Annotated in this window: 29 protein-coding genes and 1 pseudogene; 13 read left to right on the top strand and 17 right to left on the bottom strand. The window is 69.9% G+C overall.

The genetic code is table 11. From position 1 onward, the window contains the following. The first annotated feature begins 61 nt into the window (after positions 1-61). Positions 62-1,363, top strand: a complete 1,302-nt coding sequence (locus tag VPH43_RS04510; RefSeq protein WP_328576462.1) for a hypothetical protein — start codon at positions 62-64, stop codon at positions 1,361-1,363. A 7-nt stretch (positions 1,364-1,370) separates the two neighbouring features. Here the strand turns inward: VPH43_RS04510 and VPH43_RS04505 are convergent, their stop codons facing one another. Both VPH43_RS04505 and alaC read right to left on the bottom strand, forming a co-directional pair. Continuing rightward, positions 1,371-2,048 carry a DNA alkylation repair protein gene (locus tag VPH43_RS04505; protein WP_328576461.1) on the bottom strand — a complete coding sequence of 226 codons (678 nt, stop codon included), beginning with the start codon at positions 2,046-2,048 and terminating at the stop codon, positions 1,371-1,373. Between the two features lie 10 nt (positions 2,049-2,058). After that, positions 2,059-3,300 carry an alanine transaminase gene (gene alaC / locus VPH43_RS04500; protein WP_328576460.1) on the bottom strand — a complete coding sequence of 414 codons (1,242 nt, stop codon included), beginning with the start codon at positions 3,298-3,300 and terminating at the stop codon, positions 2,059-2,061. Positions 3,301-3,426: 126 nt separating this feature from the next. Here alaC and VPH43_RS04495 point away from each other — a divergent pair, with 126 nt between their 5' ends. Next, the gene (locus tag VPH43_RS04495; protein ID WP_328576459.1) at positions 3,427-4,272 is read left to right on the top strand and encodes a phosphatase PAP2 family protein; all 846 of its coding nucleotides are present in this window, start codon (positions 3,427-3,429) and stop codon (positions 4,270-4,272) included. Here the strand turns inward: VPH43_RS04495 and VPH43_RS04490 are convergent. Next, positions 4,234-4,545 (bottom strand): annotated as a pseudogene (locus VPH43_RS04490) (LysE family translocator); the annotation flags it as partial. The gene VPH43_RS04495 and the pseudogene VPH43_RS04490 overlap by 39 nt on opposite strands. A gap of 145 nt (positions 4,546-4,690) precedes the next feature. Between VPH43_RS04490 and xth the strand changes: the two are divergent. Then, complete coding sequence (gene xth / locus VPH43_RS04485) at positions 4,691-5,464, top strand: exodeoxyribonuclease III (RefSeq protein ID WP_328576458.1); 774 nt, start codon at positions 4,691-4,693, stop codon at positions 5,462-5,464. 6 nt (positions 5,465-5,470) lie between these two features. Here xth and VPH43_RS04480 read toward each other — a convergent pair whose 3' ends face one another. Continuing rightward, the gene (locus VPH43_RS04480) at positions 5,471-6,394 is read right to left on the bottom strand and encodes a LysR substrate-binding domain-containing protein (RefSeq protein WP_328576457.1); all 924 of its coding nucleotides are present in this window, start codon (positions 6,392-6,394) and stop codon (positions 5,471-5,473) included. Positions 6,395-6,490: 96 nt separating this feature from the next. Here VPH43_RS04480 and VPH43_RS04475 point away from each other — a divergent pair, with 96 nt between their 5' ends. The 3 genes from VPH43_RS04475 to VPH43_RS04465 all read left to right on the top strand — a co-directional run bounded on the left by VPH43_RS04475 (position 6,491) and on the right by VPH43_RS04465 (position 10,072). Beyond that, positions 6,491-7,222, top strand: a complete 732-nt coding sequence (locus VPH43_RS04475) for an FMN-dependent NADH-azoreductase (protein ID WP_328576456.1) — start codon at positions 6,491-6,493, stop codon at positions 7,220-7,222. Positions 7,223-7,293: 71 nt separating this feature from the next. Beyond that, on the top strand, positions 7,294-9,159 hold the full coding sequence (locus VPH43_RS04470; RefSeq protein ID WP_328576455.1) for an ABC transporter ATP-binding protein: 1,866 nt from the start codon (positions 7,294-7,296) through the stop codon (positions 9,157-9,159). 13 nt (positions 9,160-9,172) lie between these two features. Further along, the gene (locus tag VPH43_RS04465; RefSeq protein WP_328576454.1) at positions 9,173-10,072 is read left to right on the top strand and encodes an aldose 1-epimerase; all 900 of its coding nucleotides are present in this window, start codon (positions 9,173-9,175) and stop codon (positions 10,070-10,072) included. Here the strand turns inward: VPH43_RS04465 and VPH43_RS04460 are convergent. After that, positions 10,062-10,982 (bottom strand): peptidylprolyl isomerase, encoded by a 921-nt coding sequence (locus VPH43_RS04460; protein ID WP_328576453.1) that lies wholly within the window; start codon positions 10,980-10,982, stop codon positions 10,062-10,064. The genes VPH43_RS04465 and VPH43_RS04460 overlap by 11 nt on opposite strands. Before the next feature lie 70 nt (positions 10,983-11,052). On the opposite strand from VPH43_RS04460, the gene VPH43_RS04455 reads away from it, so the two are divergent. Further along, positions 11,053-11,352: a flagellar basal body rod C-terminal domain-containing protein gene (locus VPH43_RS04455; protein WP_328576452.1), complete on the top strand. Its 300-nt coding sequence runs from the start codon at positions 11,053-11,055 to the stop codon at positions 11,350-11,352. A 3-nt stretch (positions 11,353-11,355) separates the two neighbouring features. Here VPH43_RS04455 and VPH43_RS04450 read toward each other — a convergent pair whose 3' ends face one another. Further along, positions 11,356-12,357: a Gfo/Idh/MocA family protein gene (locus VPH43_RS04450; RefSeq protein ID WP_328576451.1), complete on the bottom strand. Its 1,002-nt coding sequence runs from the start codon at positions 12,355-12,357 to the stop codon at positions 11,356-11,358. A gap of 74 nt (positions 12,358-12,431) precedes the next feature. Between VPH43_RS04450 and VPH43_RS04445 the strand changes: the two genes are divergently transcribed. Further along, entirely contained in the window at positions 12,432-12,764 is a 333-nt protein-coding gene (locus tag VPH43_RS04445; protein ID WP_328576450.1) for a hypothetical protein, read from the top strand. Between the two features lie 75 nt (positions 12,765-12,839). Continuing rightward, the gene (locus VPH43_RS04440) at positions 12,840-13,595 is read left to right on the top strand and encodes a hypothetical protein (protein ID WP_328576449.1); all 756 of its coding nucleotides are present in this window, start codon (positions 12,840-12,842) and stop codon (positions 13,593-13,595) included. Between the two features lie 18 nt (positions 13,596-13,613). On the opposite strand, the gene VPH43_RS04435 is transcribed toward VPH43_RS04440, so the two are convergent. After that, positions 13,614-14,081 (bottom strand): CopD family protein, encoded by a 468-nt coding sequence (locus VPH43_RS04435; RefSeq protein ID WP_328576448.1) that lies wholly within the window; start codon positions 14,079-14,081, stop codon positions 13,614-13,616. Between the two features lie 86 nt (positions 14,082-14,167). On the opposite strand from VPH43_RS04435, the gene VPH43_RS04430 reads away from it, so the two are divergent. Next, positions 14,168-14,374 carry a dodecin gene (locus VPH43_RS04430; RefSeq protein ID WP_328576447.1) on the top strand — a complete coding sequence of 69 codons (207 nt, stop codon included), beginning with the start codon at positions 14,168-14,170 and terminating at the stop codon, positions 14,372-14,374. A gap of 27 nt (positions 14,375-14,401) precedes the next feature. Here the strand turns inward: VPH43_RS04430 and VPH43_RS04425 are convergent, their stop codons facing one another. Both VPH43_RS04425 and VPH43_RS04420 read right to left on the bottom strand, forming a co-directional pair. Next, positions 14,402-14,632, bottom strand: coding sequence for a hypothetical protein (locus VPH43_RS04425; protein WP_328576446.1), 231 nt, complete (start codon positions 14,630-14,632; stop codon positions 14,402-14,404). Positions 14,633-14,778: 146 nt separating this feature from the next. Then, a complete protein-coding gene (locus VPH43_RS04420) occupies positions 14,779-15,396 on the bottom strand; it encodes a hypothetical protein (protein ID WP_328576445.1) in 618 nt (205 codons plus the stop codon). Positions 15,397-15,450: 54 nt separating this feature from the next. On the opposite strand from VPH43_RS04420, the gene VPH43_RS04415 reads away from it, so the two are divergent. After that, on the top strand, positions 15,451-16,458 hold the full coding sequence (locus VPH43_RS04415) for a tRNA dihydrouridine synthase (protein ID WP_328576444.1): 1,008 nt from the start codon (positions 15,451-15,453) through the stop codon (positions 16,456-16,458). On the opposite strand, the gene VPH43_RS04410 is transcribed toward VPH43_RS04415, so the two are convergent. Genes VPH43_RS04410 through VPH43_RS04395 form a run of 4 tightly spaced genes read right to left on the bottom strand, consistent with a single transcriptional unit; the run spans position 16,384 to position 19,613 of the window. After that, entirely contained in the window at positions 16,384-17,007 is a 624-nt protein-coding gene (locus VPH43_RS04410) for a DUF6134 family protein (RefSeq protein WP_328576443.1), read from the bottom strand. The two genes, VPH43_RS04415 and VPH43_RS04410, sit on opposite strands and share 75 nt — an antisense overlap. Next, positions 17,004-17,795 carry a DUF1295 domain-containing protein gene (locus VPH43_RS04405; RefSeq protein WP_328576442.1) on the bottom strand — a complete coding sequence of 264 codons (792 nt, stop codon included), beginning with the start codon at positions 17,793-17,795 and terminating at the stop codon, positions 17,004-17,006. The genes VPH43_RS04410 and VPH43_RS04405 overlap by 4 nt, the downstream gene beginning before the upstream one ends. Then, positions 17,788-18,372: a DUF2878 domain-containing protein gene (locus tag VPH43_RS04400; protein WP_328576441.1), complete on the bottom strand. Its 585-nt coding sequence runs from the start codon at positions 18,370-18,372 to the stop codon at positions 17,788-17,790. The genes VPH43_RS04405 and VPH43_RS04400 overlap by 8 nt, the downstream gene beginning before the upstream one ends. Further along, positions 18,369-19,613: a class I SAM-dependent methyltransferase gene (locus tag VPH43_RS04395; RefSeq protein WP_328576440.1), complete on the bottom strand. Its 1,245-nt coding sequence runs from the start codon at positions 19,611-19,613 to the stop codon at positions 18,369-18,371. Before VPH43_RS04395 ends, VPH43_RS04400 begins: the two co-directional genes overlap by 4 nt. Here VPH43_RS04395 and VPH43_RS04390 point away from each other — a divergent pair. After that, entirely contained in the window at positions 19,560-19,784 is a 225-nt protein-coding gene (locus VPH43_RS04390; RefSeq protein ID WP_328576439.1) for a hypothetical protein, read from the top strand. The genes VPH43_RS04395 and VPH43_RS04390 overlap by 54 nt on opposite strands. Positions 19,785-19,792: 8 nt before the next feature. Continuing rightward, positions 19,793-20,350, top strand: a complete 558-nt coding sequence (locus VPH43_RS04385; RefSeq protein WP_328576438.1) for a DUF1415 domain-containing protein — start codon at positions 19,793-19,795, stop codon at positions 20,348-20,350. Positions 20,351-20,431: 81 nt separating this feature from the next. Here the strand turns inward: VPH43_RS04385 and VPH43_RS04380 are convergent, their stop codons facing one another. The 4 genes from VPH43_RS04380 to VPH43_RS04365 form a co-directional block, all read right to left on the bottom strand. Then, a complete protein-coding gene (locus tag VPH43_RS04380; RefSeq protein ID WP_328576437.1) occupies positions 20,432-21,997 on the bottom strand; it encodes a methyl-accepting chemotaxis protein in 1,566 nt (521 codons plus the stop codon). A 102-nt stretch (positions 21,998-22,099) separates the two neighbouring features. Then, positions 22,100-24,580, bottom strand: a complete 2,481-nt coding sequence (locus VPH43_RS04375; RefSeq protein WP_328576436.1) for an ATP-binding protein — start codon at positions 24,578-24,580, stop codon at positions 22,100-22,102. Positions 24,581-24,644: 64 nt separating this feature from the next. Beyond that, complete coding sequence (locus VPH43_RS04370; RefSeq protein ID WP_328576435.1) at positions 24,645-25,667, bottom strand: TRAP transporter substrate-binding protein; 1,023 nt, start codon at positions 25,665-25,667, stop codon at positions 24,645-24,647. 229 nt (positions 25,668-25,896) lie between these two features. Next, a complete protein-coding gene (locus VPH43_RS04365; protein WP_328576434.1) occupies positions 25,897-26,772 on the bottom strand; it encodes a DMT family transporter in 876 nt (291 codons plus the stop codon). Between the last annotated feature and the right edge of the window lie 65 nt (positions 26,773-26,837).

Here is a 26,837-nt window from a genome sequence, read left to right as displayed (position 1 = left end):
TTGCGGTCGAAGGGCTGGAAAGCCCATGCACTGAAGATCAATTTTTCGCGGGGGAGGAGCGATGGATTTGCGCAAGCTTGCACAAGCGTTCGGCCTGGCGTGCTGCCTGGGCGTTTTCAGTGGCGCGAGCGCGCAGCCGCGCGGCATGGGGCCGATACAGATACCCGGCACGTTGCAGCCGCGGGACCTGGATGGCGACGGCGAAGCCGATGCGTTCTACGACACGGTGCTCAAGATCACGTGGCTGCGCAATGCCGACATGTCGGGCATCCGCTTCTTCGACGATGCGCAGAGCTGGGCGCGCGGCCTGCGCATCGGCGGCTATTCGGACTGGCGCCTGCCCTCGATGGTCGATACGGGCCCGGCAGGCTGCGACTGGGCCTTTGCGGGCACCGACTGCGGCTACAACGTGCAGACGCTGGGCTTCAGCCGCGTCTTCAGCGAGTTGGAATACCTGATGCGGGTGGAGCTGGGGAACACCGGCTACTGCCAGGCCAGCGGCCAGTGCGGGCAAGGGGCGTGGGGGCTGCTCAACACCGGGCCTTTCTACAACGTGCGGCCCTACTTCTACTGGACGAACCTGTCTTACACCGGCCCGCTGGGCCCCTTCGCCTGGTACTACTACATGCCGGGCATTTACCAGGCCTACGGCATCAAGACACTCGGCATGCATGCCATGGCGGTGCGCAACGGCGACAGCGGCGTGCCCACCACCAAGGTCACGCCGCGCCCGTCCGATCCGCCGGTGCAGCCGGCCGTCGCGTCGGTGCCGGGGCAGGGCACCTGGGTCACGAGCCTGCAGCCGCGATCGCTCAACGGCGACGGCAGGATCGATGCCTACTACGACCCGGAGCTCAACGTCACCTGGCTGCGCGACGTGGGCGGCAACGGCCTGCAGTTCTGGGCGGATGCGAATGCCTGGGTGAGGACGCTGTCGGCGGGTGGCTATTCCGACTGGCGCCTGCCGAAGGTCGTCGACGTCAACAGCGACGGCTGCAACTTCGGCTACTCGAACACCGACTGCGGCTACAACGTGAGGACCACGGTGGCCCATCGCGTGGTGCTCAGCGAGCTGGGGCACCTGTTCCAGGAGACGCTCGGCAACAAGGGCCGTTGCGACCGTGAGGGTGTGTGCGACCAGGCCGGCTGGACGCAAGTGAACATCGGCCCGTTCACGAACCTTCAGTCCATGTTCATCTGGACGTCGGTGGAGTACCTGCCGAGCACCGTGCTGGCGTGGTACTACTACCCGTACACCGGCTACCAGAGCTTCGGCCACAAGAACCACATGCTGCAGGTGATGCCGTTGCGCGACGGCGATTCCGGCGTGCCGGTGAACACCGTTCCCCAGCCGTCCCGCTGACGCCCGCCTAAGGCCGGCGGGCGTTCAGCTCGCGCAGCGCGTCGTTGGCGATCCAGCGCGCCGAGCGCGAGGTCTGCTCGCGCAGCGATTGGGCGAGCGCAACAGCAGCGGCATGCAAGCGCGCGTTGCGCTTGCCGATCTGGCGCAGCGCCCAGTTCACGGCCTTGCGCACGAAGTTGCGCTCGTCGCCGGCGGCCGCCTCGATCAGCGGCAGCGTGGCGACGAAGGCGTCGTCCGATGCCTTCTTGTCGTGCACCGCGAGCGCAGCGATGAGCGCGAATGCCGCCCGGCGCACGAACTCCTCCGGCCGGGCCGCCCAGCGCGCGGGCTGCTGCCACGCGAGCGGCGAGGCGGCGAACGCGTTGGTGCAGGCCTGGTCGCAGACGTCCCACGAGTCCATGGTGCTCACCCAGTGGTCCATCTGGGCCTGAGTGAAAGCGGCGGGCTCGGCGGTGAAGGCCGCCAGGATCTGCGCATCGGCGATGCCGGTGTCCCACAAGGCGAGCGCGCGCTGATGGTCGCGCCGGGCAGCCTTGGCCAGGCCCCGCAGGGTGGGAATGGACAGGCCGATGCGCCGGTCCACGGCCATGCCGAAACGCGCCATGCCCTGCACGTCCGCGGGAGTGGGTGCATGGCTGTGCAGCCACGCCATGCAGTCATCGACGCTCGGCGTGGCGCTTGTCATGGCGATGCGCTCAGCGGCCCGCGGCTGCTTCGGCGTTTGCGGCCGGTGCCGGCTGCAGCACCCCATCGGCGCGGAACATCGCCTTGATGCCCCGCACGGCCTGGCGGATGCGCGATTCGTTCTCGATCAGCGAGAAGCGCACATGGCCGTCGCCATAGTCGCCGAAGCCGATGCCGGGTGAGACCGACACCTTGGCCTTGGCCAGCAGCTGCTTGGCAAACTCCAGCGAACCCAGCTCGCGATAAGGCTCGGGAATGCGGGCCCAGATGTACATCGAGGCCTTGGGTTTGTCGACCGTCCAGCCGATCTCGTTCAGGCCCTTCACCAGCACGTCGCGCCGCGCCTGGTACTTGGCGGCGATGTCCTGCACGCACTGCTGGTCGCCTTCGAGCGCGGCGATGGCGGCCACCTGCAGCGGCGTGAAGGTGCCGTAGTCGTGGTAGCTCTTGATGCGCGCCAGCGCGGCCACGAGGTCGGGGTTGCCGACCATGAAACCCACGCGCCAGCCGGCCATGTTGTAGCTCTTGCTCAGGGTGAAGAACTCGACCGCAATGTCTTTCGCGCCCTTCACCTGCATGATGGACGGCGCCTTCCAGCCGTCGAACACGATGTCGGCGTAGGCGAGGTCGTGCACCACGAAGATGTCGTGCCGCTTCGCCAGCGCGATCACACGCTCGAAGAACTCCAGCTCCACGCACTGCGCGGTCGGGTTGGAGGGAAAGCCCAGCACCATCATCTTCGGCTTGGGATAGCTGCCCTTGATGGCGCGCTCCAGCTCGGCGAAGAAGTCCACGTCCGGCGTGTTGGGCACCGAGCGGATGTCCGCACCCGCGATCACCGCGCCGTAGATGTGGATCGGGTAGCTCGGGTCGGGCACCAGCACCGTGTCACCGCGGTCCAGGGTGGCGAGCATCAGGTGCGACAAGCCTTCCTTGGAGCCGATGGTGACGATGGCCTCGCTGTCCGGATCGATCTGCACGCCGTAGCGTTGTTCGTACCAGTGCGAGATGGCGCGGCGCAGGCGCGGGATGCCCTTGCTCGACGAGTAGCCGTGCGTGTCGGCGCGCTGGGCGGTGATGGCGAGCTTGTCGACGATGTGCTGCGGCGTGGCCCCGTCGGGGTTGCCCATGCTCATGTCGATGATGTCTTCGCCGCGGCGCCGCGCGGCTGCACGCAGCTCGGCCGTGATGTTGAAGACGTACGGGGGAAGGCGGTCGATGCGCGCAAAGCGGCGCTGGCCCGATGAGGACATGGAGTTGGCTTTCACGTGAGCGCCCGGAACCGTCCGAGCGACGTGGCTGCATGAGGCATGCGGCCGGCGCCGATGCTATCGGAGAAACTCTCTCGATGGCAACAGCACGCGCCCAAGGACGATGCGATGACTGAGCATGCAGGCTGGCTGATTGCGGCCGCAGCGTGGGTGGGTGCCCACGCGCTGGCGTTGTTCTTCTTGGGCCTGCTGCTGCTGTTGCTGGCCGCCGCGCTCGCATGGCGTCTGCTGCGCCGCTGGCTGGTGCCGCACCAGGCCAGCACGCTCACGCCGCCCGTGTTCCTTCTCACGCGCGTGGTGGTTGGCTTCGGGCTGCTGGTGGGCGGGGCCTGGGCGTTTGCCGAGATCGCCGAGGCGTTGGGCGGCGGCCCCGCGCTGGGCCAGGCCGACCAGGCGCTGGCCGACCAGATCGGCCGCCACGTGCCGCCGGGTGCGATCCAGGCCTTCGCGCTGCTCACGCACCTGGGCGATGCCGTCACGCTCATCACCTTGTGCATCGCGGTCGCGGCACTGCTGGTGTGGCGCGGCCGCCGCTGGCTGGCGCTCGGCTGGGTGCTGGCCCTGGTGGGCAACGGCGTGCTGAACCCCACGCTCAAGCAGGTGTTTGCCCGCGCGCGGCCGGTGCACGACGCCATCTACTCGGCGCCGGGCTACAGCTTCCCCAGCGGCCACAGCTCCGGCGCGGTGGTGGCCTACGGCATGCTGGCCTACGTGCTGCTGCGCTTCGTGCCGCAGCGCTGGCACCTCGCCGTGGTGCTGTGCGCGGTGGCGCTGGCCTTCACCGTGGCCTGCAGCCGCGTGTTCCTGCGGGTGCACTTTGCGAGCGACGTGGTCGCGGGCCTGGCCAGCGGGCTGGCGTGGCTGGCGGTGTGCGTGGTGAGCATCGAGCTCACCCGGCAATACCGCCAGCGCGCTTCAGCTGGCGCTGCGCCGATAGACCAGGAGCGACCCTGACAGCAGCAGGAGCACCCCACCGCAAGCGCGGTCCAGCCACAGCGCAGCGGGGCGGCGCAGCAGCTTGATGGCATGCACACCCATGGCGGCATAGCCCAGCATCACGATGAAGTCGATGAGCCCGAACACCACGCCGATGGTGGCGTATTGCGGCCACTGCGGTGCCGAAGGGTCGATGAACTGGGGCAACAGCGCCGAGCAGAACAGGTCGCCCTTGGGGTTGGTCACCGCAACGAGGAACGACTTGGCGAACACGGCGTTAGCCGTGCGTCCTGCGGTCGATGGAAAAGGCGAGCAGGGTGGTGGGATTGATCCGCGCGATTCATCACGGTGACCGGGCCGCTGCGGCCGATGGACACAAAGTCCGCGTCGCCGGGCACGGGTACTGCCCACCTTCGGCCGAGATGGAATGCCTGCCATGAAGATCGCCACCTTCAACGTCAACGGTGTGAAGGGCCGCATGCCGCGGCTGCTGGAGTGGCTGGGCGAAACGCAGCCGGACATCGCCTGCCTGCAGGAGATCAAGACCGGCGATGCGACGTTTCCGCATGAGCCGATCGGGGCGGCCGGTTATCACGTCGTCTGGCACGGCATGCCGCGCCACCATGGCGTGGCCATCCTGTCGCGCGGCGCGGCGCCCAAGGAAGTGCGCAGGGGCCTGCCCGGTGACGACACCGACGGCCAGGCGCGTTACCTTGAAGCCGATGTGCACGGCCTGCGCGTGGCGTCGGTCTACCTGCCCAATGGCAACCCGGTGCCCAGCCCCAATTTCGACTACAAGCTGGCCTGGTTCGAGCGCTTCAATGCACACGCCCAGACGCTGCTGGCCAGTGGCCTGGACGTGGTGCTGTGCGGCGACTTCAACGTCGTGCCCACCAACGAGGACATCTACAACGCGGGCTCGTGGCGCTTCGACGCCGTGCTGCAGCCGCAAACCCGCGCGGCCCATGAGTCACTGCTCGCGCAAGGATGGATCGACAGTGCGCGCCACCTGCACCCCACCGCGCGCAGCGAGCTGTACACCTTCTGGGTCAACGATTTCGCGTTCCGCCGCCATGCCGGCTTTCGCATGGACTTTGTGCTGCTGAGCCCGGGGCTGGTGAAGCGCCTGGTGGCCAGCGGTGTGGACTCGCAGCATCGAGGACGCGAAAAACCGAGCGACCACGCGCCGGCCTGGGTGGCCTTGCGCTAGCGGCACTCACGGGCTGGCAGGCAGGCGCCCGCACAGCTCGTCCAGTTCCTTGCGCAGCACGTGAACCCATTCGCGGATGGCGCGCACAGCCGGCTCGTCCGAGCGTGCCCGCGGCCACACCAGCTGGAACGGCGCGCCCTGCAGCTGCGGCCCGAAGGGCTGCACCAGGGAGCCGCGCTCGAACTCGTCGGCCACCAGCGCGCGGCTCACCAGCGCCACGCCCTGGCCGGCCAGGGTCGCCGCCACCGCGTGGGTTTCATCGGTGAACACCGGCCCGGCGCTCGGGTCCAGCCCGGGCACGCGGGCTTGCGCCTGCCACACCGCCCAGTTGATGGGCGCACTTTTGCTGCCGCGCGGCTCGAAGTGCAGCAGCGTGTGGCGCGGCAGATCGGCCGCGCGCACGAGACCGAGCCGTGGGCTGCAGGCCGGCACGAACACGTTGTCAAACAGCGGTTCGTTCACCACGCCCGGCCACGGGCCATGGCCATAGCGCACCGCCACGTCCGCGGCATTGCCGTCCAGGGGCACCAGCTCATGGGTGGCGTGGATGTGCACGTCCAGCAACGGGTGGTGCTCACGCATCCAGTCGAGCCGAGGCATCAGGCAGCGCGCCGCGATCGCGGGGGTGGTGGAGATCGTGACCGTCTGCCGCCCCACGGCGCGGCGCAGCCGGGCGAGGGTGCTCGCAAAGCTGTCGAAGCCGACGGCCAGCACCGCCTGCAGCTCCCGGCCGGCGGCGGTGGGTTCGAGCTGCCTGGGCCGTCGCACGAACAGTGGTGTCCCCAGCCACTGCTCCAGCGCACGCACCTGGTGGCTGATGGCGGTCGCGGTGACATGCAGCTCCTGCGCTGCACGCTGGGCGCTGCTGTGGCGGGCGGCGGCCTCGAAGGCGCGCAGGGCGGACAGCGGTGGCAGGTGGCGGCTTGTCATGGATGAGTTTTATTTTGCGCGATCCGCAAGAAATGACCAGTTGTCCGGCGCAGGCGTGGTCCATAGAGTCTGCTCATCCACCAACCGATCTCATCCATGAGGACCACGATGCACCACCCTGGAACGCCACTTCACCTGCTTCACCTGGACTCCAGCGCCCGCCCCGGCCGGGGCGGCATCGAGCCGCACGGCAGCTGGAGCCGGCGCCTGTCCCACGCGTTTGCCAGCCGATGGCGCGCCGCGCGCCCGCACGACCGGTACACCTACCGGGACCTCGCATTGCAACCGCCCCAGCCCATGCCGGGCAACTGGGTGCAGGCAGCCTTCACCCCGCCTGCGCAGCGCAGCGTGCAGCTGCAGGCCGCGCTCACGGAGAGCGACCAACTCGTCGCGGAGCTGCGCGCCGCCGATGTGCTGGTGGTGGGCCTGCCGATGTACAACTACGGCATGCCCGCCGCACTGAAGGCCTGGGCCGACCTGGTGGTGCGCATCGGGGAAACCTTCGCCATCACCCGCACCGACGGTGTGACGAGCTACCAGCCGCTGCTCAGCGACCGGCCACGCCGCGCGCTGCTCGTCACATCGCGCGGTGCCATGGGGTTCGGCGCCGGCGGCGACTACGCGGCGCTGAACCATGCTGATACAGCGCTGCGCGCGGTGCTGGAATTCATCGGCTTCACCGACATCGAAACCGTGGCCGCCGAGGGCGAAGAAACCGGTGGCGCGGTCTTTGAGGCCGCCGTGGCCAAGGCGCTGGAGCAGGTGGAGCGGCTGGCCGTGCGCTGGTCGGGCGCCGAGCAACCGGCGATCGCGATGCACGCGGCGTGAGGCCCTGAGGGCGCGCCAACTCGCGCGGCCAAAGCGGGTTAACGTTGCGGGCTGCGCATCAGGAGCCCGGCGTGTTCAGCCTGTTCGAAAAACTGGTGCATCCCTATCCGGATGCACCACCCGATCCACCCCCCAGCGGATTCTTTCCCTTCCTGTGGGCCTGCACCCGCGGGCTGCGCCGGCACATCGCGGCCATGACCGTGTTCACCGCGGTGATGGGCGCGTTCGAGGCGCTGCTGTTCAGCATGCTGGGGCGGGTGGTCGACTGGTTGTCGGCGGTGCAGCCGCAGCGGCTGTGGAGCGAGCAGCGCGGCAGCCTGCTGCTGCTGGCCGGCATCCTGCTTGCCAGCCCGGCCGTGATGGCCTTGCAGACCATGTTCAAGCACCAGGCGCTGGCGGGCAACTTCCCGATGCTGCTGCGCTGGAACTTCCACCGTCACATGCTCGGCCAGAGCATGAGCTTCTACCAGGACGAGTTCGCCGGCCGCGTGGCCACCAAGGTGATGCAGACGGCGCTGGCGGTGCGCGAGGCCTGGATGATCGTGGCCGACATCATCGTGTTCGTCACCATCTACTTCACCACCATGGCCGCGGTGGCGGGTGCCTTCGACCTGCGCCTGCTGCTGCCCTTCCTGGGCTGGCTGGTGCTGTACCTGGCCGCGCTGTGGTACTTCGTGCCGCGCATGGGCGCGGTGGGCCAGCGCCAGGCCGATGCGCGCTCGCTCATGACCGGCCGCATCACCGACGCGTACACCAACATCCAGACGGTGAAGCTGTTCTCGCATGCGCAGCGCGAGGCGGGCTTCGCACGCTCGGCGATGAAGGACTTCATGGTCACCGCCTACGAGCAGATGCGGCTGGTGAGCGGCTTCGAGATCGTCAACCACACGCTCAGCATGGGGCTGATCGCCAGCACCGCCGGCGTCGCGCTGTGGCAATGGACACAAGGCCAGGTGGGCGTGGGTGCGGTGGCTGCGGTTACCGCGATGGCGCTGCGCCTGAACGGCATCTCGCACTGGATCATGTGGGAGATGGCCACACTGTTCGAGCACGTGGGCACGGTGCAGGACGGCATCACCACGCTGAGCCGCGCGCATGCGGTGGTGGACAAGCCGGACGCGAAGCCGCTGGTGGTCACGCGCGGCGAGATCCGCTTCGAGGACGTGCACTTCGCCTACGGCCGCGACAAGGTGATCGACCACCTGTCCTTGCACATCCGCCCGGGCGAGAAGATCGGGCTGGTGGGGCGCTCGGGCGCAGGCAAGAGCACCATCGTGAACCTGCTGCTGCGCTTTTATGACCTGCAGCAGGGCCGGGTGCTGATCGACGGCCAGGACATCGCCCATGTCACGCAGGATTCCTTGCGTGCCCAGATCGGCATGGTCACGCAGGACACCTCGCTGCTGCACCGCTCGGTGCGCGACAACATCCTCTATGGCCGGCCGGACGCCAGCGAGGCGGAGATGGTGTCCGCCGCCCGGCGCGCCGAGGCGCATGACTTCATTCAGGGCCTCACCGACCCGACCGGCCGCACGGGCTATGACGCGCATGTGGGCGAACGCGGCGTCAAGCTGTCCGGCGGCCAGCGCCAGCGCATCGCCATCGCGCGGGTGATGCTCAAGGACGCACCCATCCTGCTGCTCGACGAAGCCACCAGCGCACTCGATTCCGAAGTGGAAGCCGCCATCCAGGCCAGCCTGTACAGCCTGATGGAAGGCAAGACGGTGGTGGCCATCGCGCACCGCCTGTCCACCATCGCGGCGATGGACCGGCTGATCGTGCTGGACCAAGGCCGCGTGGTGGAAGAGGGCGACCACCGCAGCCTGCTGGTCCGCGGCGGCCTGTATGCGCGCCTGTGGGCGCATCAGAGTGGCGGCTTCCTCGGCGAGGAAGCGGATGACGACGAACCCGAACCCCGTGCCGTGGAAATGGCCTGAAGGAGCACACCGAATGCTGACCTTGCGACATGGCGACCTGCGCCTCGAACTGGTGCCCGACGTGGGCGGCTCCATCGCCGCCTTCTACAGCGAGCACGCCGGCGTGCGGCGCGACTGGCTGCGCCCGGCCACGCCCGAGGCGATCGCCGAGCGGGACCCTCTGCGCATGGGCAGCTTTCCGCTCGCGCCCTGGTGCAACCGCATCCGCAATGGGCGCTGCGGTTATGGCGCCATCCCGATCGAGCTGCCGCCCAACTTCAAGGATTCGCCGCACACCATCCACGGCACCAGCTGGCAGGGGCCGTGGGAAGTGGAGTCCGCCTCCGAGAGCGACGCCACGCTCACGCAGGAGCACCGGCCGGCCGACGGCTCGCGCGACTGGCCCTATGCCTTCGACGCGCGCCAGACCTTCAAGCTCGACGAGCGCGGCCTGTCGGTGGAGATCGCGCTCACCAACCGCAGCGCACATCCCATGCCGGCCGGCATCGGCCACCATCCCTACTTTCCGCATCCGCGCGGCACCCGGCTCACCACCCGGGTGGACGCGATGTGGGACAGCGACGCCGACCTGCTGCCCACCGGCCTCACGCAGCCGGTGTTCCTGTCGCGCCTGGCCGACGGCATCGACCTGGACGAGATCGTGCTGGACAACAACTTCATCGGCTGGTCGCGCGAGGCGCGGGTGGACTGGCCGGAACAACATGCCGGCCTGCTCATGCGGGCGGAAGCGCCGCTGGACTACTTCGTGCTGTACAGCCCGCGCAACGAAGACCACTTCGTCATGGAGCCGGTGAGCAACTGCACCGACTGGATGAACCTGGCGGCCCAGGGCATCGGCGATGCCGGCGGCATGGTGCTGCCGCCGGAGCAGACGCTGAGCGGCCGCTTCCAGCTGCTGCCGGTCAGCCCTTAGCGGCTGCCGTGCGCGGCCGCGTCGGCACGCTGGCGTTGCACAGGTTGATGTGGCGCGGGCTGTGCACGAACCATTCCTCACGCCGCACGCGCCGTGCGTCCAGCAACTGGCGCCAGCTGTCGGTGTCGGTGCGCATCACCTCGAATTGCGGCCGTTCGGCTTCCGGCATGTCGGCCATCAGGCGCACCCGCTGGATCGTCGTTCGCTGCTGCGGCTGCGCGTAGAAGCCCATCTCGGCCGTGCCACGCGGCAGCGCGGCCAGCCACTGCATGCCCTGCAGCACCCGGCCCACCACGGTGATGTTCAAGTCCAGGCCGCGCGCGGGCTGGCCGATCACCACGTAGAGCTCGGTGCCATTGCTGCTGTCAGCCGCCATGTCACGGCCCGCACCCACCATGCCGTAGCAGTGGGCGAGCCAGGCCTGGCCGGTTCTCGGGTCGGCTGCCACCGGCATGCCGTCCACCAGCCCGGTGACCGGCGCCCAGCCGTCCACGTCCGGCAGCCGCTGCAGCGGCAGGCCCTTGAGCGGCACCGAGAACTCGGCCGGCAGCTTCTTCTGCGCGCTGCCCAGCGGCTTGGCCTTGTCGGGCGATTCGCCGTCGGGGTCACCCCACTGGGTGACGTAGTTGTCCTGCACCCGCAGGATGGCCAGCCCGTCCCAGTAGCCTTCGTGCGCCAGGGTGCGGATGTTGGCTGCATGGCGGGGTGCGAAGCGCGGCGCCAGCTCGATCACCACCTGGCCGGCGGCGAGCTCCATCACCAGGGTGTTGTCCGGGTCCAGCGCTCGCCAGTCGGTCGGCTTGGTGGATTCGATCACCTGGGCGGCGGTCATCGAGGCGGTGGCCGCCGCCGCAGACAACAAGCTCAGCCATGCCGCGCAGAAGGCATGGCGGCGGGACAGGCGGGTCATGCAGGCTCCAGGCGTCGGTGAAGCCGGCAAGCTTAACTTTTCCGCCCCGCTGCCGATATCCACGCTAGCCATGAACTCCATTGCGAACATCGGCCTGTCAGGCATGAATGCGGCGATGCGCCAGCTGGGTGCGTCCGCGCACAACATCGCCAACGCGCAGACGCCCGGCTTCCGGCGTCAGCAGGTGCTGCAGCAGACGCTGGCCGACGGCGGCGTGCGTGTCAGCGTCGCGCAGGCGGCCGAGCCCGGCGAGCACCTGGCCGAAGACATGGTCCAGCAGATGAGTGCCAGCTACGCCTTCAAGGCCAACCTGCGGGTGGTGCAGACGCAGGACCAGGTGCTCGGCAGCCTGCTCGACGTGCGCGCCTGACGCTCACTCGCCGGGGTAGCGCAGCCCGATCTGCGCGCGCATTTCATCCATCCAGCCCATCAGCGCCAGCGTCTCGTCCAGCGGCATCACCGGGCTTTCGGTGAGCCCGGCGCGCAGGCAGCGCTGCACTTCCTCGACCTGGTGTGCATAACCGTTGCCGGTGTGCGGCAGATGGTGCTCCTGCTGCGCGTCGCCGTGGCGCACCAGCAGGAAGCGCTCGGCATGGAAGAAGGGCGTGTGCAGCTCGATGCGCCCGGCGCTGCCCAGCACCAGCGCCCGCCAGGGCGTGGTGCTGCGCAATGAACACAGCCCCTGGCTGAGTGCGCCGCTGCGGTGCTGGAGGCTGAACGTGGTGTGCACGTCCACGCCGGTGGGCGCGAGCTGGGCCTGGGCCTGCACGGCGCTGATCGGCCCCATCAGGAAGCTCGCAAGCGCCAGCGGGTAGATGCCCACGTCCAGCAGCGCGCCGCCGCCGAGCTGCGGGTCCAGCACGCGGTGCCCTGGTGCGAAGGCACTGGCATCGAAGCCGAAGTCGGCCTGCACCGACAGCGGCTCGCCGATCGCACCGCTGCGGACCAGCCGCGCCACCTCGGCCACGGCCGGCACGAAGCGGGTCCACATCGCCTCCATCAGGAACAGGCGCCGCGCCCGGGCCTCGGCGACCACGGCCTGCGCCTGCGCAGCATTGAGCGTGAAGGGTTTTTCGCACAGCACCGCCTTGCCGGCCCGCAGCGCCAGCAGGGCGGAGGCGGCATGGTCAGGATGGGGGGTGCCCACATACACCACCTGCACCGCGGGGTCGTCCACCAGCGCCTGGTAGCTGCCGTGCACCGCCACGTCCGCATGCGCGCCGGCGTGCGCCGTGGCAAACGCCTGTGCGCGCTCCAGCCCGCGCGAGCCCACCGCGGCCAGCCGTGCACCGGGCACGTGAGCCAGCGCCTGCGCCATTGCGCTGCAGATGCCGCCGGTGCCGAGCAGGCCCCAGCCGATCGAGTCGTGAACCATGCCACCTCCAAAAGCGTGCAAGCGTACGCCAGCGGGCCCTTGAATCGGCGGGCCGCCGTCCCCAACTCGGCTGCATGAACGCCAAAGTCATCAAACCGATCCAGCTGCCTGCCGGCCTGGCCGTGGTGGCGACACTGGCCAGCCTGCTGCAGCGCCTGGAAGGCAGCACCGTCGCAGTGTCGCCGGCGCAGTACCGCTCCGTGGCCCAACGCCTGGCCGAGGCGCTGCGCGAGACGCCGCCCAGCGACGGGCTGAATGCGGTGCTGTCGGCCTTTCCGGCCGCGGCCGAGCTGTACGAAAACCTCAACTACCAGCACGCCGGCCTGTGCCGGTCGCCGCTGGAGCCTGGCCTGAACGCCGAGTTGCAGGCACGGCAGCTGATCGAACGGGTGGCACGTACCCATTGAGCGACGGCTTGCGCTTGGCTGCACGCCTTACATGCGTGCAACCCCGCCCGACGATCCGTGCCCCCAGCATGGGCCATGCGGGATTTCGAGGATTCCACCCTCTGGCGCGTGAGCGAGTTCGAGCGCGTGCGGGAGCGAACCGGCGCCAGCGGCTTTGCCCGCCTGGCGGGGCCGACGCTGCTGCCCACCACCTTGTTGGCCGACCTGCGCCGGCTGCACCGCGACCCGCAGTCCGACGACGCGCTGGAGGTGGTCGCCGCCTGCGTGCGCCACCGTGAAGCCGCGCTGCTGTGCCTGCAGGTGGACCAGCTCGTCTGGCCGGTGACGCTGTTCCCCCAGTCCATGCTGTACCACTCGCCACGCGACCTGGCCGAGGCCGGCGCTGCCGGCTTCGCCGCGCTCACCGTGCTGAGCGCCGAGCCGCCCGGCGTGCGGCCGCCCGGCCACTGGATGCATGAACGCGTGGCCCATGTGCAGCACTACCGCCCGCTGCCGCCGCTGCTGTGGGACCTGGCCCTGCGCGGGCCGCGCCGCAGCGTGCTGACCGAGATCGGCGGCCGCGCGGCCTACCGCCTGGTGCCCAGCCGCGATGGCGCCGGCCGCCTGTCGGCCAGCGGGGCGCTGGGGCCGGCGATGCAGCGCCTGCAGCGCGAGTCGGTCTCGCTGCGCGAGATCGCGTCCTGGCCCGGCCTGGACGTGGAGCGGGCCAGCCGCCTGTTGAATGCGCTGTACCTCACCGGCAGCCTGCTGGTCAGCCGCAGCCATCCGGCCGCACGCGAGCAGCCGGGTTTGCTGCGATCACTGTTCGGCGCGGGCAAACCGCGCGCTTGAGGCGCGGGTCATTCGCGCTCAAGGCCACAGCACCCGCCCCACCAGCGCCACCGCGAAGACCAGCGTGCCCAGCACCAGGTTGAGCATCACCGCGTTGCGGATGCGGCCCAGGCCGGCGGCCGCACCGGGCGCATCACCCGCTTGCAGCGCGCGCTGCAGCTGCACGAACAGCCGCAGCCGGATGTGGCCGAACACACCGATCATCACCAGGCCGATCGCCGCCATCGCGTGCACGCTGGCGTGCATGCGGCCAAAACCGCCCGCCTCCCACACCATGGCCAGCCCGCTGATGAGCAGCACGCCAATGGCAATCGCCACCCAGCTGAGGAAGTGGCGCAGCAGGGCCTGCATGAAACGCAGCCGCTCCGGTGGCGCCAGCGCCTGGGCGGCGGCAGGCCGCACCGCGAACTGGATGGCCGCCATGCCGCCCACCCAGGCAGTGGCGGCGAGCAGGTGCAGCAGCAGGAAGAGCGAGCGCATCAGCATGGGCCGAGTGTCGCAGGACGACAGGCGCACCGCACCGGGCGGGCACCCGGCTTGCCGCGAAGGGGAGTTCACCCATCGGAGGCAGCATGAGCGATCACGTCTACAAGACCGTTGAACTGACCGGGTCGTCGCCGGTCGGCATCGAGGAAGCCGTGCAGACGGCGATCGAGAAGGCCGCCCAGACCGTGCGCAACATCCGCTGGTTCCAGGTGACCGAGGTGCGGGGCCATGTGGCCGACGGCAAGGTGGCGCACTGGCAGGTGTCGCTCAAGGCCGGCTTCACGCTCGAGTGAGCGCGCGGCCCAGGCCCTGTGGCGCGCTCAGTGGAAGGTCGGCTCCACGGCCGGCATGGCCACTTCGCGGCCGATGACGGCGCGGGCGTAGAGGTAGTTGTTGCGCGCCTTGTCGCTCAGCGCGTCCAGGTCCACATGGCCCTGGGCGTCGCAGGGGAAGGCGTAGGCCCGGCCTTCATGGAACAGGGACTGGAAGCGCAGCACGTAGCGGGCTTGGGCTTCGGCCTGGGCTTGGCTTTGGGCGGTGGTCAGTTCCATGGTCCGTACTCCTGAAGTGGGGGTGACGTTGCCATCACCGTTGATCTCAGAGTACGCGCCGCCCGGGCTGCCTGCGATCAGGCGACGTCGGTGCGCCGGGTCGGGCTGCGGCGAAAGCCCGTGTAGGCAAACGCCTGACAACTCCGTCAGTCGTAGCGGCCGAACAGGTCGTACAGCAAGGCGAAATCCGGCGCCGGCGTGGGCTGCAGGCGGTCGCTGCCACCGGCGAGCACCCGGGCGCAGCGCAGGTATTCCGGCTGCATCGCACCTTGCCAGTGCAGCGCAAACTGGGTGTCCCGGCCCACGGGCCGGCCGGTCTTGTCCTCCACGCGCAGGGTGTGCTCCTCCAGCGTCAGCAGCGGCTCGCTGCGCGTGACCTGGCGCTGCCAGAACACCAGGTAGTCGGCGTCGGCGGGGCGGTTGTACTGCAGCTCCGCCCAGCGGGCCCGCCGCAGCTTGAGCTGGCGGGTCACCGCCACCGGCACGGTGAGCTCGGGGTCGGCGCTGTTGAACACCACAGCCGGCGGCGTGGCCACGGTCACGCGGGCCGGGGTGTCGGCGGCCACGGCCCGGCAGCGGGCTTGCAGCTCCGGCGACAATCGGGCCAGCATCTTCTCCTTCTCCGCAGCCAGCGTCTTGTTGCGCTCGCCGATCTCCGAAAACACCTTGCTGCCCTGGCGGTAGACCATGAACGGCCCGCAGGCCGCCAGTGCCGCCGCCATCGTGAGCATCACGCCCGCCCGCCACATCCTGCGCATCGCCATGAGCCGCCCGGTCCCTTGTTTGACAAAGGGCGCACTGTCGCACGTTTGCCGCCCATGACGCTGCTGCTCGCGCCCATGGAGGGCCTGCTCGACTTCACCCTGCGCGACACGCTCACGCGCGTGGGCGGCATCGACCGCTGCGTGTCCGAGTTCATCCGCGTCACCGGCACCCTGCTGCCCGAGCGTGCCTTCCTGCGCATCGTGCCGGAGCTCAAGACCGGCGGGCGCACGTCAGCCGGGGTGCCGGTGCGCGCGCAGCTGATGGGCTCCGACCCGGCGTGCCTGGCCGACAACGCCGCCCGCCTGGCCAGCCTGGGCCCGGCCGGCATCGACCTGAACTTCGGCTGCCCGGCCAAGGTGGTCAACCGCCATGGCGGCGGCGCCGCGCTGCTGCAGGAGCCGGAGCTGGTGCACCGCATCGTGGCGGCGGTGCGCCGCGCGGTGCCACCGGCCATGCCGGTGTCGGCCAAGATGCGCCTGGGTTTCAACGACGACAGCCGGGCCGAGGAGTGCGCCATCGCCATCGCCGAGGGCGGCGCCGGCGAGCTGGTGGTGCATGCACGCACCAAGGCCGACGGTTACCGGCCGCCGGCATACTGGGAGCGCATTCCGCGGGTGAAGGCGGTGGTGCGCATCCCGGTGGTGGCCAATGGCGAGATCTGGACCGTGGACGATGCGGTGCGCTGCCGCGCCATGTCCGGCTGCGATGCGCTGATGCTGGGCCGCGGCATGGTGGCCGATCCGGGCCTGGCGCTGGCCATCCGCGGCGCGGGCGGGCGGCTGCCGTGGAGCGTGCTGCTGCCGCTGATGGCCGGCTTCTGGCAGCTGGTGGAGCAGCGGGTGGAAGCGCGCCACCGCGCCGGCCGGCTCAAGCAGTGGCTGAACTACCTGCGCCGGTGTTATCCGCAGGCGCAGGAGGCCTATGACCGCGTGCGAACGGTGAACGATCCGCGCCAGGTCAGTGCCAGCTTGTTTGCGGCAGGAAGTTCAGCGCAGGCGGTAGCGCAGACGGCGACCACCAGCCACGGTGGAGTCCAGCCCGAGCCAGTCGCCCTCGGCTGAATACAGCAGCTCCAGGGGATTCGCCAGGCCGTCGATGCGATGGCGCTGCTGTGCGCCGGGGCCGTCGGGCAGGCGGCGGATGGTCACTGCTTCGTAGCGGCCGTTCTGCGCATTGAGCAGCTGGGTCTGGCGCAGCATCGCCGGGTTCCAGTAGGCGAAGCTCATCACGCAGGCGGGCAGGGCGGCATCGCCTTGCGGCCCGTCCACCTGAAGCCGGCCGGCCTGCAGGCGGGCGTTCACCTGCGACGTCTTGCCGTTGTCGTCGGTGTCTGCTTCCAGCGCGGACAGGCAGTCGCCGCGCCAGCGTTCGGTGGCGCGGTGGCGGTAGCGGTACACGGTGAAACCGAACAGCTTCACGTCGAAGCGCGCCGTGCTGAGCAGCAAGCGCTCGCCGTCGCGTTCCTGCAGGGTGAAGCGATGCTCGCCGATGGGTTTGTCGTCCAGCGACACCACGAAGTGCCACTCTCGGCCGGCGGGTTCGGAGGCTGGAGGCGCCGCGCTGGCCCAGGTGCACAGCCCGGCGAGCATCGCAATGCCCAAGCGCTTCATGGGGCCGGCCGGCGCGGGCCGGGCACGAAGGCGTTGGTGCGGCGCACGTAGTCGGCATACCCCGGCCGGCGCTGTGCGATGCCGTGCTCCAGCAGCGTCACGCCGGACACCTTGAGCAGCAGCAGCGTCATCAGCAGCGGGGAGAACACCGTCCAGGCCGCGCCGGCGCCAAAGGCCAGCAGGGACAGGCCCCACCAGACGCAGGCTTCGCCGAAGTAGTTGGGGTGGCGCGAGAACCGCCACAGGCCCTGGTCCATCACGCGGCCGCGCTGCGAGGCGTCGCGCTGGAACCGCAGCAGCTGCCAGTCGGCGATGGCCTCGAACACCGTGCCGAACAAGGTGAGCGCGATGCCGGCCGCATCCAGCAGGCCGAGTGGCCGGGGTGACGCCAGCGCGGCCAGCAGGGGCGCCGACACGCACCAGGCGATCAGTGCCTGCAGGCCGAACACCAGCCCCAGGCTCTTGAGCACGAAGTGCGGTGAATGGCGCTGGCGCATCGCCTGGTAGCGCCGGTCTTCCGCATGGCCCCAGCTGCGCCAGGTGATGTGGGCCGACAGCCGCAGGCCCCACACCAGCAGCAGGCCGGCCACCCACGGCGCGCGCGGCCCGAGCGCAGGCAGCGCAAGCGCATACGCCGCCGCGCCCGCCATGAAAAACCAGGACCACACGCGGTCGACCAGCGCCACGTTGTGTCGCAGGCAGCACACCGCCCAGGCGAACAGGCCCAGCACGGCCATCACGACCAGCCCTCTCGTGGCCGCGTGCCACAGCGACAGCGCCTCAGCCATGTTGCGCCGCTCTTGCCGGTACATCGGGCGATCGATCCAGCCGGGCGGCCAGATGCACCAGCAACGGCATCCACACCGCCCATCCCAGGCTGAGTGCGGCGAGGGCGAGCGTCGTGTCCGGAAACGCCGCCGCTCCCAGGCGCACGCCGGCCCAGAACGACAGCGGGCCGCCGAGCGCGCCGAAGGCCAGCGCCACACGCCAGCGGTGCCGTATCCACCGCATGGAGCTGTTCAGCGTGGCCGCGAACAACGCCCACAAGGCGCCGATCCAGTACGGCGCTGTGCCGGGCAGCAGCACGCCGGTGTCGTAGCGCACGATGCCGGCCGCCGCGAGGGCGCTGTCCCACGCGAAGCCCAGCAGCACCACGCCGCCGATCAGCAGCGCCTCCTGCCGGCGCCGCGGCGCGGTAGCGACATGAAGCGCCAGCAGCAGCGCCGCCACGCCGGTGCCCAGCGCCGCCTCACCGCGCGCGGCGCCCAGCACGCAGGCGAACCAGCCGAGCTGGAAGCCCGCTGCATTGAGGATCACGCGCGCCGGCGCCAGCCGCGCGGGCGCCGCCACCACGGCCTGCGTCATGGCCGTGCGCCTACGGCGTGGGCGTCGATGGCCGCCGGATGGCGCGGCTCGAACAGGTAGTGGCTTACGCCCCAGCGCTGGCCTTGTTCGAAGCCGAACAGCTCGGCGCACGAGATGAAGAACAGGCGCCAGCGCATCCACCAGGCCGCCGCGTCAGTCGCACCATAGGTCTGCTCCAGCACTGGCCACACCTGGTCGCGCGCGGCATCCATGTTGGCCAGCCAGGCAGTGGCGGTGCGCTCGTAATGGCGGCCGTCCCAGCGCCAGCGATGGCGCAGCCGCAGCTCGTCCTGGAAGTGCAGCGCGAGGTCGTCGCTGGGCATCATGCCGCCTGAGAAGAAGTGCCGGCTCATCCAGTCGGTGGCGTCGCGCTCGACGAACTCATAGGGCGCGCCCTGATGTGTGAACACATGCAGGAAGAAGCGGCCGGCGGGCCGCAGCCAGCGCGACACCGCGCCGAACAGCTCCGGCCAGTTGCGCATGTGCTCGAACATCTCCACCGACACCACGCGGTCGAAGCGCTCGGTGGTGTCGAAGCGGTTCATGTCGCAGGTGATCACCTGCAGGTTGTGCAGGCCGCGGCGAGCCGCCTCGGCCTCGATGTGGGCACGCTGCGATTGCGAGTTGGACACCGCGGTGATGCGGCTGGCGGGATAGCGCTGCGCCATCCACAGGCTGAGGGAGCCCCAGCCGCAGCCCAGCTCCAGCACCTGCTGGCCGTCCGCCAGCTCGGCGCGATGCAGGTGATGGCCAGCGCACGGGCCTCGGCTTCGTCCAGCGACTGCACGCCCTCGCCCCACCAGCAGCTGCTGTACTTCCGGTGCCTGCCCAGCACTGCGGCGAAGAAGGCCGCCGGCACCTCGTAGTGCTGCTCGTTCGCCTTGTGCGGCTGCAGCGCACGTGGCGCATCGCGCAGCCGGGCCGCAAAGCTGTCGGTGAGCCGGGCGGCGGCTTCGATGTCGGTGTCGTGCACCTCGGCCAGCCGGGCCTTCAGCAGGCGGCGCACGCCGGCGCGCACCACCGTGTCGGGCACCCGGCCCTGTTCGACCCAGTGGATGGCCAGGTGGGCGGCTCGGCTCATGGAAGGCTCCGCAGTGTGGGCATGCCGGCCTGTACGCACGGTGCCGCGTTCCGGATGCGCTCGGCCTGCAGTACCCTGTGAGGCCTGACCATCGAACGTTCCTGCCGTGAAGACCTATTCCATCGAAGTGCAACGCGTGAAGGCGATGTCCAACGCCCATGGCCTGGTGGAGGCCCGGGTGGACGCCAGCGTGCTGCCCAAACCCGCGCGCGACGAAGGCGAGCCCACCACCACCCTCACCATGACAGTGGAAAACGCCCGGGTGCTGTTCCTGCTGCTGAAGGCCCAGCTGGCCGAGGTGGACAGCCGCAAGGCCCGCAGCCAGCGCTAGGAGGTGCGATGAACGAGCTGCCAAGCACCGAACAGGCGATTGCCCAGACCCGCGCGTGGATCGAACACGCGGTGATCGGCCTGAACCTCTGCCCCTTTGCGAAGGCAGTGCACACCAAGGGCCAGATCCGCTACGTGGTGAGCGACGACACCGACCCGGAGGACCTGCTGAACACGCTGTGCGCGGAGCTGCAGCACCTGGCCAGCGCTGACCCCGCGGAGGTGGACACCACGCTGATCATCCATCCGCGGGTGCTCACCGACTTCATGGACTACAACGACTTCCTCGAGCTGGCCGACCAGGCGGTGGAAGACATGGGCCTGGAAGGCGTGCTGCAGGTGGCGAGCTTCCACCCGCAGTACCAGTTCGAAGGTACGTCACCCGACGACGTGAGCAACGCCAGCAACCGCAGCCCGTATCCCACGCTGCACCTGCTGCGCGAAGACAGCGTGGACCGCGCGGTGGACGCCTTCCCGGAGGCCGAGCGGATCTACGAAACGAACATCCGCACCCTGGAAGACCTGGGGGCGGATGGATGGGCGGAATTGCAGAAGAAGATCCGCTGAACCCGACGCCGGGCCGCTCCCAAGCCGGGTTCAGGCCCTCTCGGAGGGCGGGCGCGGTACCCCGCGATCGGGTGCCGACATTCAGGTCCTGAAGACCTGAACCACCTGCGCCAGCTGCGCGGACTGTTCCTTCAGGCTGCTGGCCGCGGCGGCGGATTGCTCCACCAGCGCCGCGTTCTGCTGCGTCATGCGGTCCAGTTCCACGACCGCGATGTTCACCTGGCCGATGCCGCTGGACTGCTCGTTCGCGGCGCAGCTGATCTCGCCGATGATGTCGCTCACGCGCCGCACCGATTGCAGGATCTCCTGCATGGTGCCGCCGGCGTCCTTCACCAGGCCGGTGCCGGTTTCCACCCGCTCCACCGAGGCGCCGATCAGGGTCTTGATCTCCTTGGCGGCCGCGGCCGAGCGCTGCGCCAGCGTGCGCACTTCACCGGCCACCACCGCAAAGCCGCGGCCCTGTTCGCCGGCGCGCGCGGCTTCTACCGCCGCATTCAGCGCCAGGATGTTGGTCTGGAAGGCGATGCCGTCGATCACGCCGATGATGTCGGCGATCTTCTTGGAGCTGGCATTGATCTGCTCCATGGTCTGCACCACCTCGGCCATCACCTGCTCGCCGCGCTGGGCCACCTGGCTGGCGCCGGAGGCCAGCTGGTTGGCCTGGGTGGCGGAATCGGCCGACTGGCGCACGGTGGCGGTCAGCTCTTCCATCGCACTGGCCGTCTCCTGCAGGCTGGAGGCCGCCTGCTCGGTGCGGGCGGACAGGTCCTGGTTGCCCATGGCGATTTCGCTCGAGGCAGTGTTCATGCTCTCGGTGGCTTGGCGCACCTGGGTCACCGTGCCCTGCAGCGACTGCACCATGCGCTGCAGCGCGGCCAGCAGGCTGCCGGCGTGCGGCTGGTGCAGGTCCACCGCGAGGTTGCCTCGGGCCACTTCGTCCATCACGCGGATGGCGTCGGCCGGCTCGCCGCCGATCTGGGCCAGCACGCCGCGGGCGATCAGGAAGCCGATGCCGCCGATCACCAGCAGCAGCGTGAGCGCGATGCCGGCGCGTGCCAGCAGCTGGCTCTGCACCTCGGCCTTCACGTCGTCCATGTACAGACCGGCGCCCACCAGCCAGTTCCAGCCGTCCACCTTGGCAACGTACTGCAGCTTGGGCACCGGCTCGGTCTTGCCGGGGCGAGGGAAGTTCGTGTCGACGAAGGACCCGGCCGGGTGCTCGCTGACACCCTTGATGAGCGCGGCCACCACGTCCACGCCGCCGGTGTCCTTCACCTGGCCGAGCATGGGCTTGCCGTCCCACTCGGGCTTGATCGGGTGCATCACGCCGTCGCCCTGCATGGACCAGATGTAGAAGTAGTTCGCCTTGCCGTCGGTGCCGCCGAAGCGGGCCCCGCGCAGGGCATCCTTGGCGGCTTTCTGGGCATCCGCGTCGCTCATCTGGCCGGCCGCCGCCTTGGCCTGGTAGGCCGCCACGATGGCGTGCACCGACTGCACGCTGGACACCAGCTCGTTGCGCCGGCTCTCGAGCACCAGGCGCCTGATCTCCAGGCCGTTGAGCAGCGTGAGCAAGGCCACGCCGGCCACCGCCACGGCCACCAGCAGGGCGATCTTGCGTTTGAAGGAAAGGTCTTTGAAGAAGGACATGGTCCGCTTTGTGACTGACACCAAGGCGGGTTATCGGCAGGTCCGTCGCGGAACTTGAATGCGCCCGTGCCTGCCGGGCGGCGGGCCGCGGGTGGCGGACGCTCAGCCCACCACGCGGGCGATGGCGGCGCTCAGTTGGCCGGGGTTCACCGGCTTGAGCACGTAGTCGTCCATGCCCGAACGCAGGTAGGTTTCGCGGTCTTCCAGCATCGCGTTGGCGGTGAGCGCGATCACCGGCACATGGGCCGCCGCACCCGGCAGCGAGCGGATGGCGCGCGTGGCCGCATCGCCGTCCATCTCCGGCATCTGGATGTCCATCAGCACCAGGTCGTAGTGGCCGTGCTGCACCTTGCGCACCGCGTCCCGGCCGTTGTCCACGATGTCGCAGTGGTGGCCCATGTCCTTCAGCAGCGCCTGGATGAGGATCTGGTTCACGTCGTTGTCCTCCGCCACCAGGATGTGCAGCCCGCCGGCCAGCGGCGCCGGCATTGTCTCTTGCACGGCGTCCACCGGCGCCAGCTGGCTGGCGTCGCCCGGCGGCAGCGCGAGCACCACCTCGAAGGTGCTGCCCGCGCCGGCCTGGCTGTGCACCTGGATGCGCCCGCCCATCAGGTTCACGATCTCGGCGCTGATCGCCAGCCCCAGCCCGGTGCCGCCATAGCGGCGGGCGGTGGAATCGTCGGCTTGCACGAAGCGCTCGAAGAGCTTGGACAGCGCTTCCGGCGCGATGCCGATCCCGGAGTCGCGCACCGCGATGGAGAGTTCCACCTTGCCCTCTGCCGCGGGCCGGTGGGAAACCTTCACTTCCACGCCGCCCTGCTCGGTGAACTTGAGCGCGTTGCCCACCAGGTTGAGCAGCACCTGGCGCAGCCGGGTGGGGTCGCCGCGCAGCGCGGGGGGCAGGCCGCGCGGCAGGTGCAGGTCCAGCGTGAGGCTCTTGCTCTGGGCACGCGGGGTCAGCAGGGACACCACGTTCTCCACCACCGCGGCGGGGCTGAAGTCGACGATCTCCAGCCCCATGCGGCCCGCCTCCACCTTGGACAGGTCGAGGATGTCGTTGATCAGCTCCAGCAGCGCCTGGCCGGAGCTGCGGATCATCTGCGCATAACGCCGCTGCTCGTCGGTGAGCGGCGTCTTGAGCATCAGCCGGTTCATGCCCAGCACGGCGTTCAGCGGCGTGCGCATCTCGTGGCTCATGGCCGCCAGGAAACGCGACTTCGACTCGTTGGCCGCTTCGGCAGCGGCCTTGGCACGCGCGAGCTCGCGCTCGCCGGCGGTGATGTCGCGGATCACCGTCACCGTGCCGCCATCCGGCGTGGGCCGCTCCACCGCGTCGATCACGATGCCGTTGCCCCAGTCGAGCTCGTACATGCCGTGGCCCTTGCGGCGGATCGCCAGGCGCATGTCCACCCACGCCTTGCGGGCCGCTTCGTCGCCGTGCGGCACCAGGGCCTGCGCGCCCGCTTCGGCCAGTTGCAGGAAGGGCACGCCGGGCGCGATCACATCCTTCAGCCAGGGGAACAGCTCGACGTAGCGGCCGTTCCAGGCCAGCACCCGGTCCTGCGCGTCGCACAGCAGGAAGCCGTCGGTCATGGCCCCCAGCGCCTGGTCGAGCACGGTCTTGGACTGCGCGATCTCGCGCCGCGCTCGTTCCAGCCCGGCAAAGTGCCAGTGGGTCAGCCCGCCCACGCCAACGATGAACAGCGCGAACGCCGCAGCCACGCTCAGGATCACCAGGCGTTCGTGTGCGTATTCGCGCAGGGCTGCGGCCAGGGGGATGCTGGCGGCCACCATGACCGAGGAATACAGCGTCGGCCGGGCCAGCACGATCGCCGGCTCACCGTCGAGGCGGCCGGCGGTGCGCATCGGCTTGCCGTTGAGCGCGGCGCCGGCTAGCGGCGGCTCCAGGCGCTCGCCCATGCGCAGCTCGTTGGCGGGCACAGCGGCCAGCAGCCGGCCGTCGTCGCGCTCCAGGGTCACCTGCAGCCCGGGCACTTCGGCGGCGGGCGCCAGCAGCGTGGCCATCAGGGACACCGGCATCTCGGCCACCGCCACGCCGCGGGTTCCGTCGGGCAGCTGCAGCGGCCGGGCAAAGTACAACGAACGTTCGGACGTGGTGAAGTTGAGCAGCGGCCGGCTGATCGCCATCTGCGGTGCCGGCTGCTGCAGCACCCCCTGCACGAACTCGGGCATCAGCGGCAGGCCCATGCGGCCGCTCTCGGGCTGCGCAGCGGCGACGACGCGGCCGTCCGGCCCCAGCACCAGCAGGTTGCGCATCATCAGGTTGCGGTGCTCCACCCCGCGCAACAGCCGGGTGGCCGTCGCCGCGTCCAGCGTGCGATCCGGCCGCACCGCGGATTCCAGCAACTCGCCCATGCCGGCCAGCACCACGTCCACGCCCAGCAGGCTGCGGTTGAGCGCGGCCTCTGCCCCGCTGATGAAGCGGGCGGCGCGGTCCTCGGCCTCGGCATTCGCCTCGCGTTCGCCGCGCCACACCAAGACGGCGCTGGCCAGCGCGATGGCCGCCACCAGCGTGGCGACCACGCTCCAGATGACGACAGCGGTGCGGTGCTTCAGCGGCATGGCGCAAGGCCGCGGCACGCGCAGCCGGTGTGACGGGGCAGCATGGGCAGCAGCGGCTGGTGCATCAGCGCGTGTGGGCCTCGAACCCGGCGACCGGGCCGATGGTCTGGTTCCATACCGCGGCGCAAGTGTTGCCGCAGCGCTGCACCCAACGCGGCAGCACCGTGGAAGCAAAGATCTCGCGTCGCCGACGCTCGTCCGCCGCCGAGGCCCGCACCACCGTCATGCGGCCCTTGCGGCCGGCCGTGCAGGGCTCGCCGCCGCTGTTGCAGGCGATGCCTTCGAGCGTTTCGCGTTCGGACTCGTTCCAGATCGACCGCTCCAGCCCCGGCAGCTCGCGCTTGATGAGCGCCTGCATGTCCGGCGGCAGCGCCTTCCAGGCGGCCGCGTTGGCCACGAAGGCCGAAGGCCCCCAGTTGATCGCCATGGTGTGCAGATGCGTGGTCGCCTCGTGCAGGCCGATCGTGTTGCCGGACATGGCGCCGGTGATCGCGCAGTCCACGTTGCCGCTCTTCACGTTGGGCAGTATCTCGGCAAAACCCGTCTGCACGGGTGTGGCGCCCAGCGCCTCGACCAGGTCGGACTGCGCCGGCGACGAGGTGCGGATGCGCCGCCCTTTCAGGTCCGACAGGCCGGTGAAGGGCTTGGTGCAGAACATCACCTGGGCCGGGTAGACGTAGGTGGCGAGCAGCTCCACGCCGTAGCGTTCGCGAAGCACCTTCTCGAGATAGGGGCGTGCGGCCGCCATGGACCGCCGAGCCGCCGGCATGTCGGTGTTCAGCCCGGCCAGGTCGGGCATGCCCAGCTCGGGATCTTCGCCCGCGCTGACGCTGAGGAGCAGGGTGGCGAACGGCACCGCTCCGAGCTGCACCAGGCGCAGCACTTCCTGCGCTCTGAGCCCGGCCCGGTCGAAGGGCACGATCTCCGCGCTGAGCTTGCCGCCGGACAGGCGCGGGATTTCGGTGGTCCAGAACGGCTCTTCGTGCCGCGTGTACTGGTTCACGTTGGCCAGGCCGCCGACGATGCGTATGCGCACCGGTGCGGCTGGCGCGGCGCTTTGCGCCTGCACGCCCGGGGCGGCCGCCATGAACACAGCTGCGGCCAGCGCCGCCCATCGGGCAGCGCCGCGCGATCTGCGAACTGTGTCCATCTGGTACCTCTCCCGGATCTGCGGGCTCTGACGGATGGCCACGCAATTGGGGTGGATGGTAATCAAGCGCCAGCCGGTGCGTGCGCTGGAAAAGCCGCCAAAAAGCCAGGCAACTGCGCCTGCGCCAGTGGGCCCGGGCGCAGGCCGTGCGGCCTGCGATGCGGCTTCAGGCGGCGGCGGGCCGGCTGCGCAGCCAGGTGGCGCCGCAGCCTGACACCACGATCAGCACCACGCCCAGCGCCCACGGCCAACTGGGGCTGTCGTGGAACAGCAGCAGCCCGTAGAGCGAGGAGAACACGATGCCGGTGTACTGCAGGCTGCCGCTGACCAGCGGGTTGCCGCTCGCATAGGCGCGCGTGAGCAGCGTCTGCGCAAAGGCGGCCAGCACGCCCACGGCCAGCAGCAGCGCCACGCCGGGCAGCGTGTGGCCATGCCAGCCGCTGCCGAAGGCCATGGCGGCGCCCACCACGATGCCGCTGAGCGAGAAGTAGAAGACGATGCGCTCGTCCGGCTCGCCCAGCCGGCTCAGGCGCGCCACCTGCAGGTACGACACCGCCGCCACCACGCCTGACAGCAGGCCCGCCAGCCCATGGCGCCATTGCGCCGGCCCGAGGCTGGGTTGCAGCACCAGCGCCGCACCCACGAAACCGAGCAGCACGGCCGCCACCAGCCGCACGTCCGGCCGGGCCGAGCGGCTCGCCAGCGCCATCGCGACCAGGAAGAACGCCATCCACACCGAGGAGGTGTAGTTCAGTGTGATCGCCGTGGCCAGCGGCAGCCCGGTGATGCCGTAGAAGAACAGGCCCAGCGCCACCGCACCGGCACCGCTGCGGGTGAAGTGCAGGCCGGGCACCTGCGTGCCCACCGCGGTGCCGCGCCGGCGCATCACCACCACCACCACCAGCGAAGCGATGATGCTGCGGTAGAACACGATCTCCCCGGCGCTGTACCAGGCGGACGCCAGCTTCACGCACGCCCCCATGGTGGAAAACAGCAGCATGGCCAGCAGCATGGCCGGCGGGCCGCTCAGTCGTCGGTTCATGGGCCGCAAGTGTGCAGCAGGGGGTGTGGCCCGCTGCCGACGCGTGGCCGTCCAAGTCATGAAGT

This window comes from Ideonella sp. BN130291 (assembly GCF_036231905.1).
Classification (GTDB): Bacteria; Pseudomonadota; Gammaproteobacteria; order Burkholderiales; family Burkholderiaceae_C; genus CAMLIZ01.
This window is presented reverse-complemented; position numbering and strand designations above follow the sequence as displayed.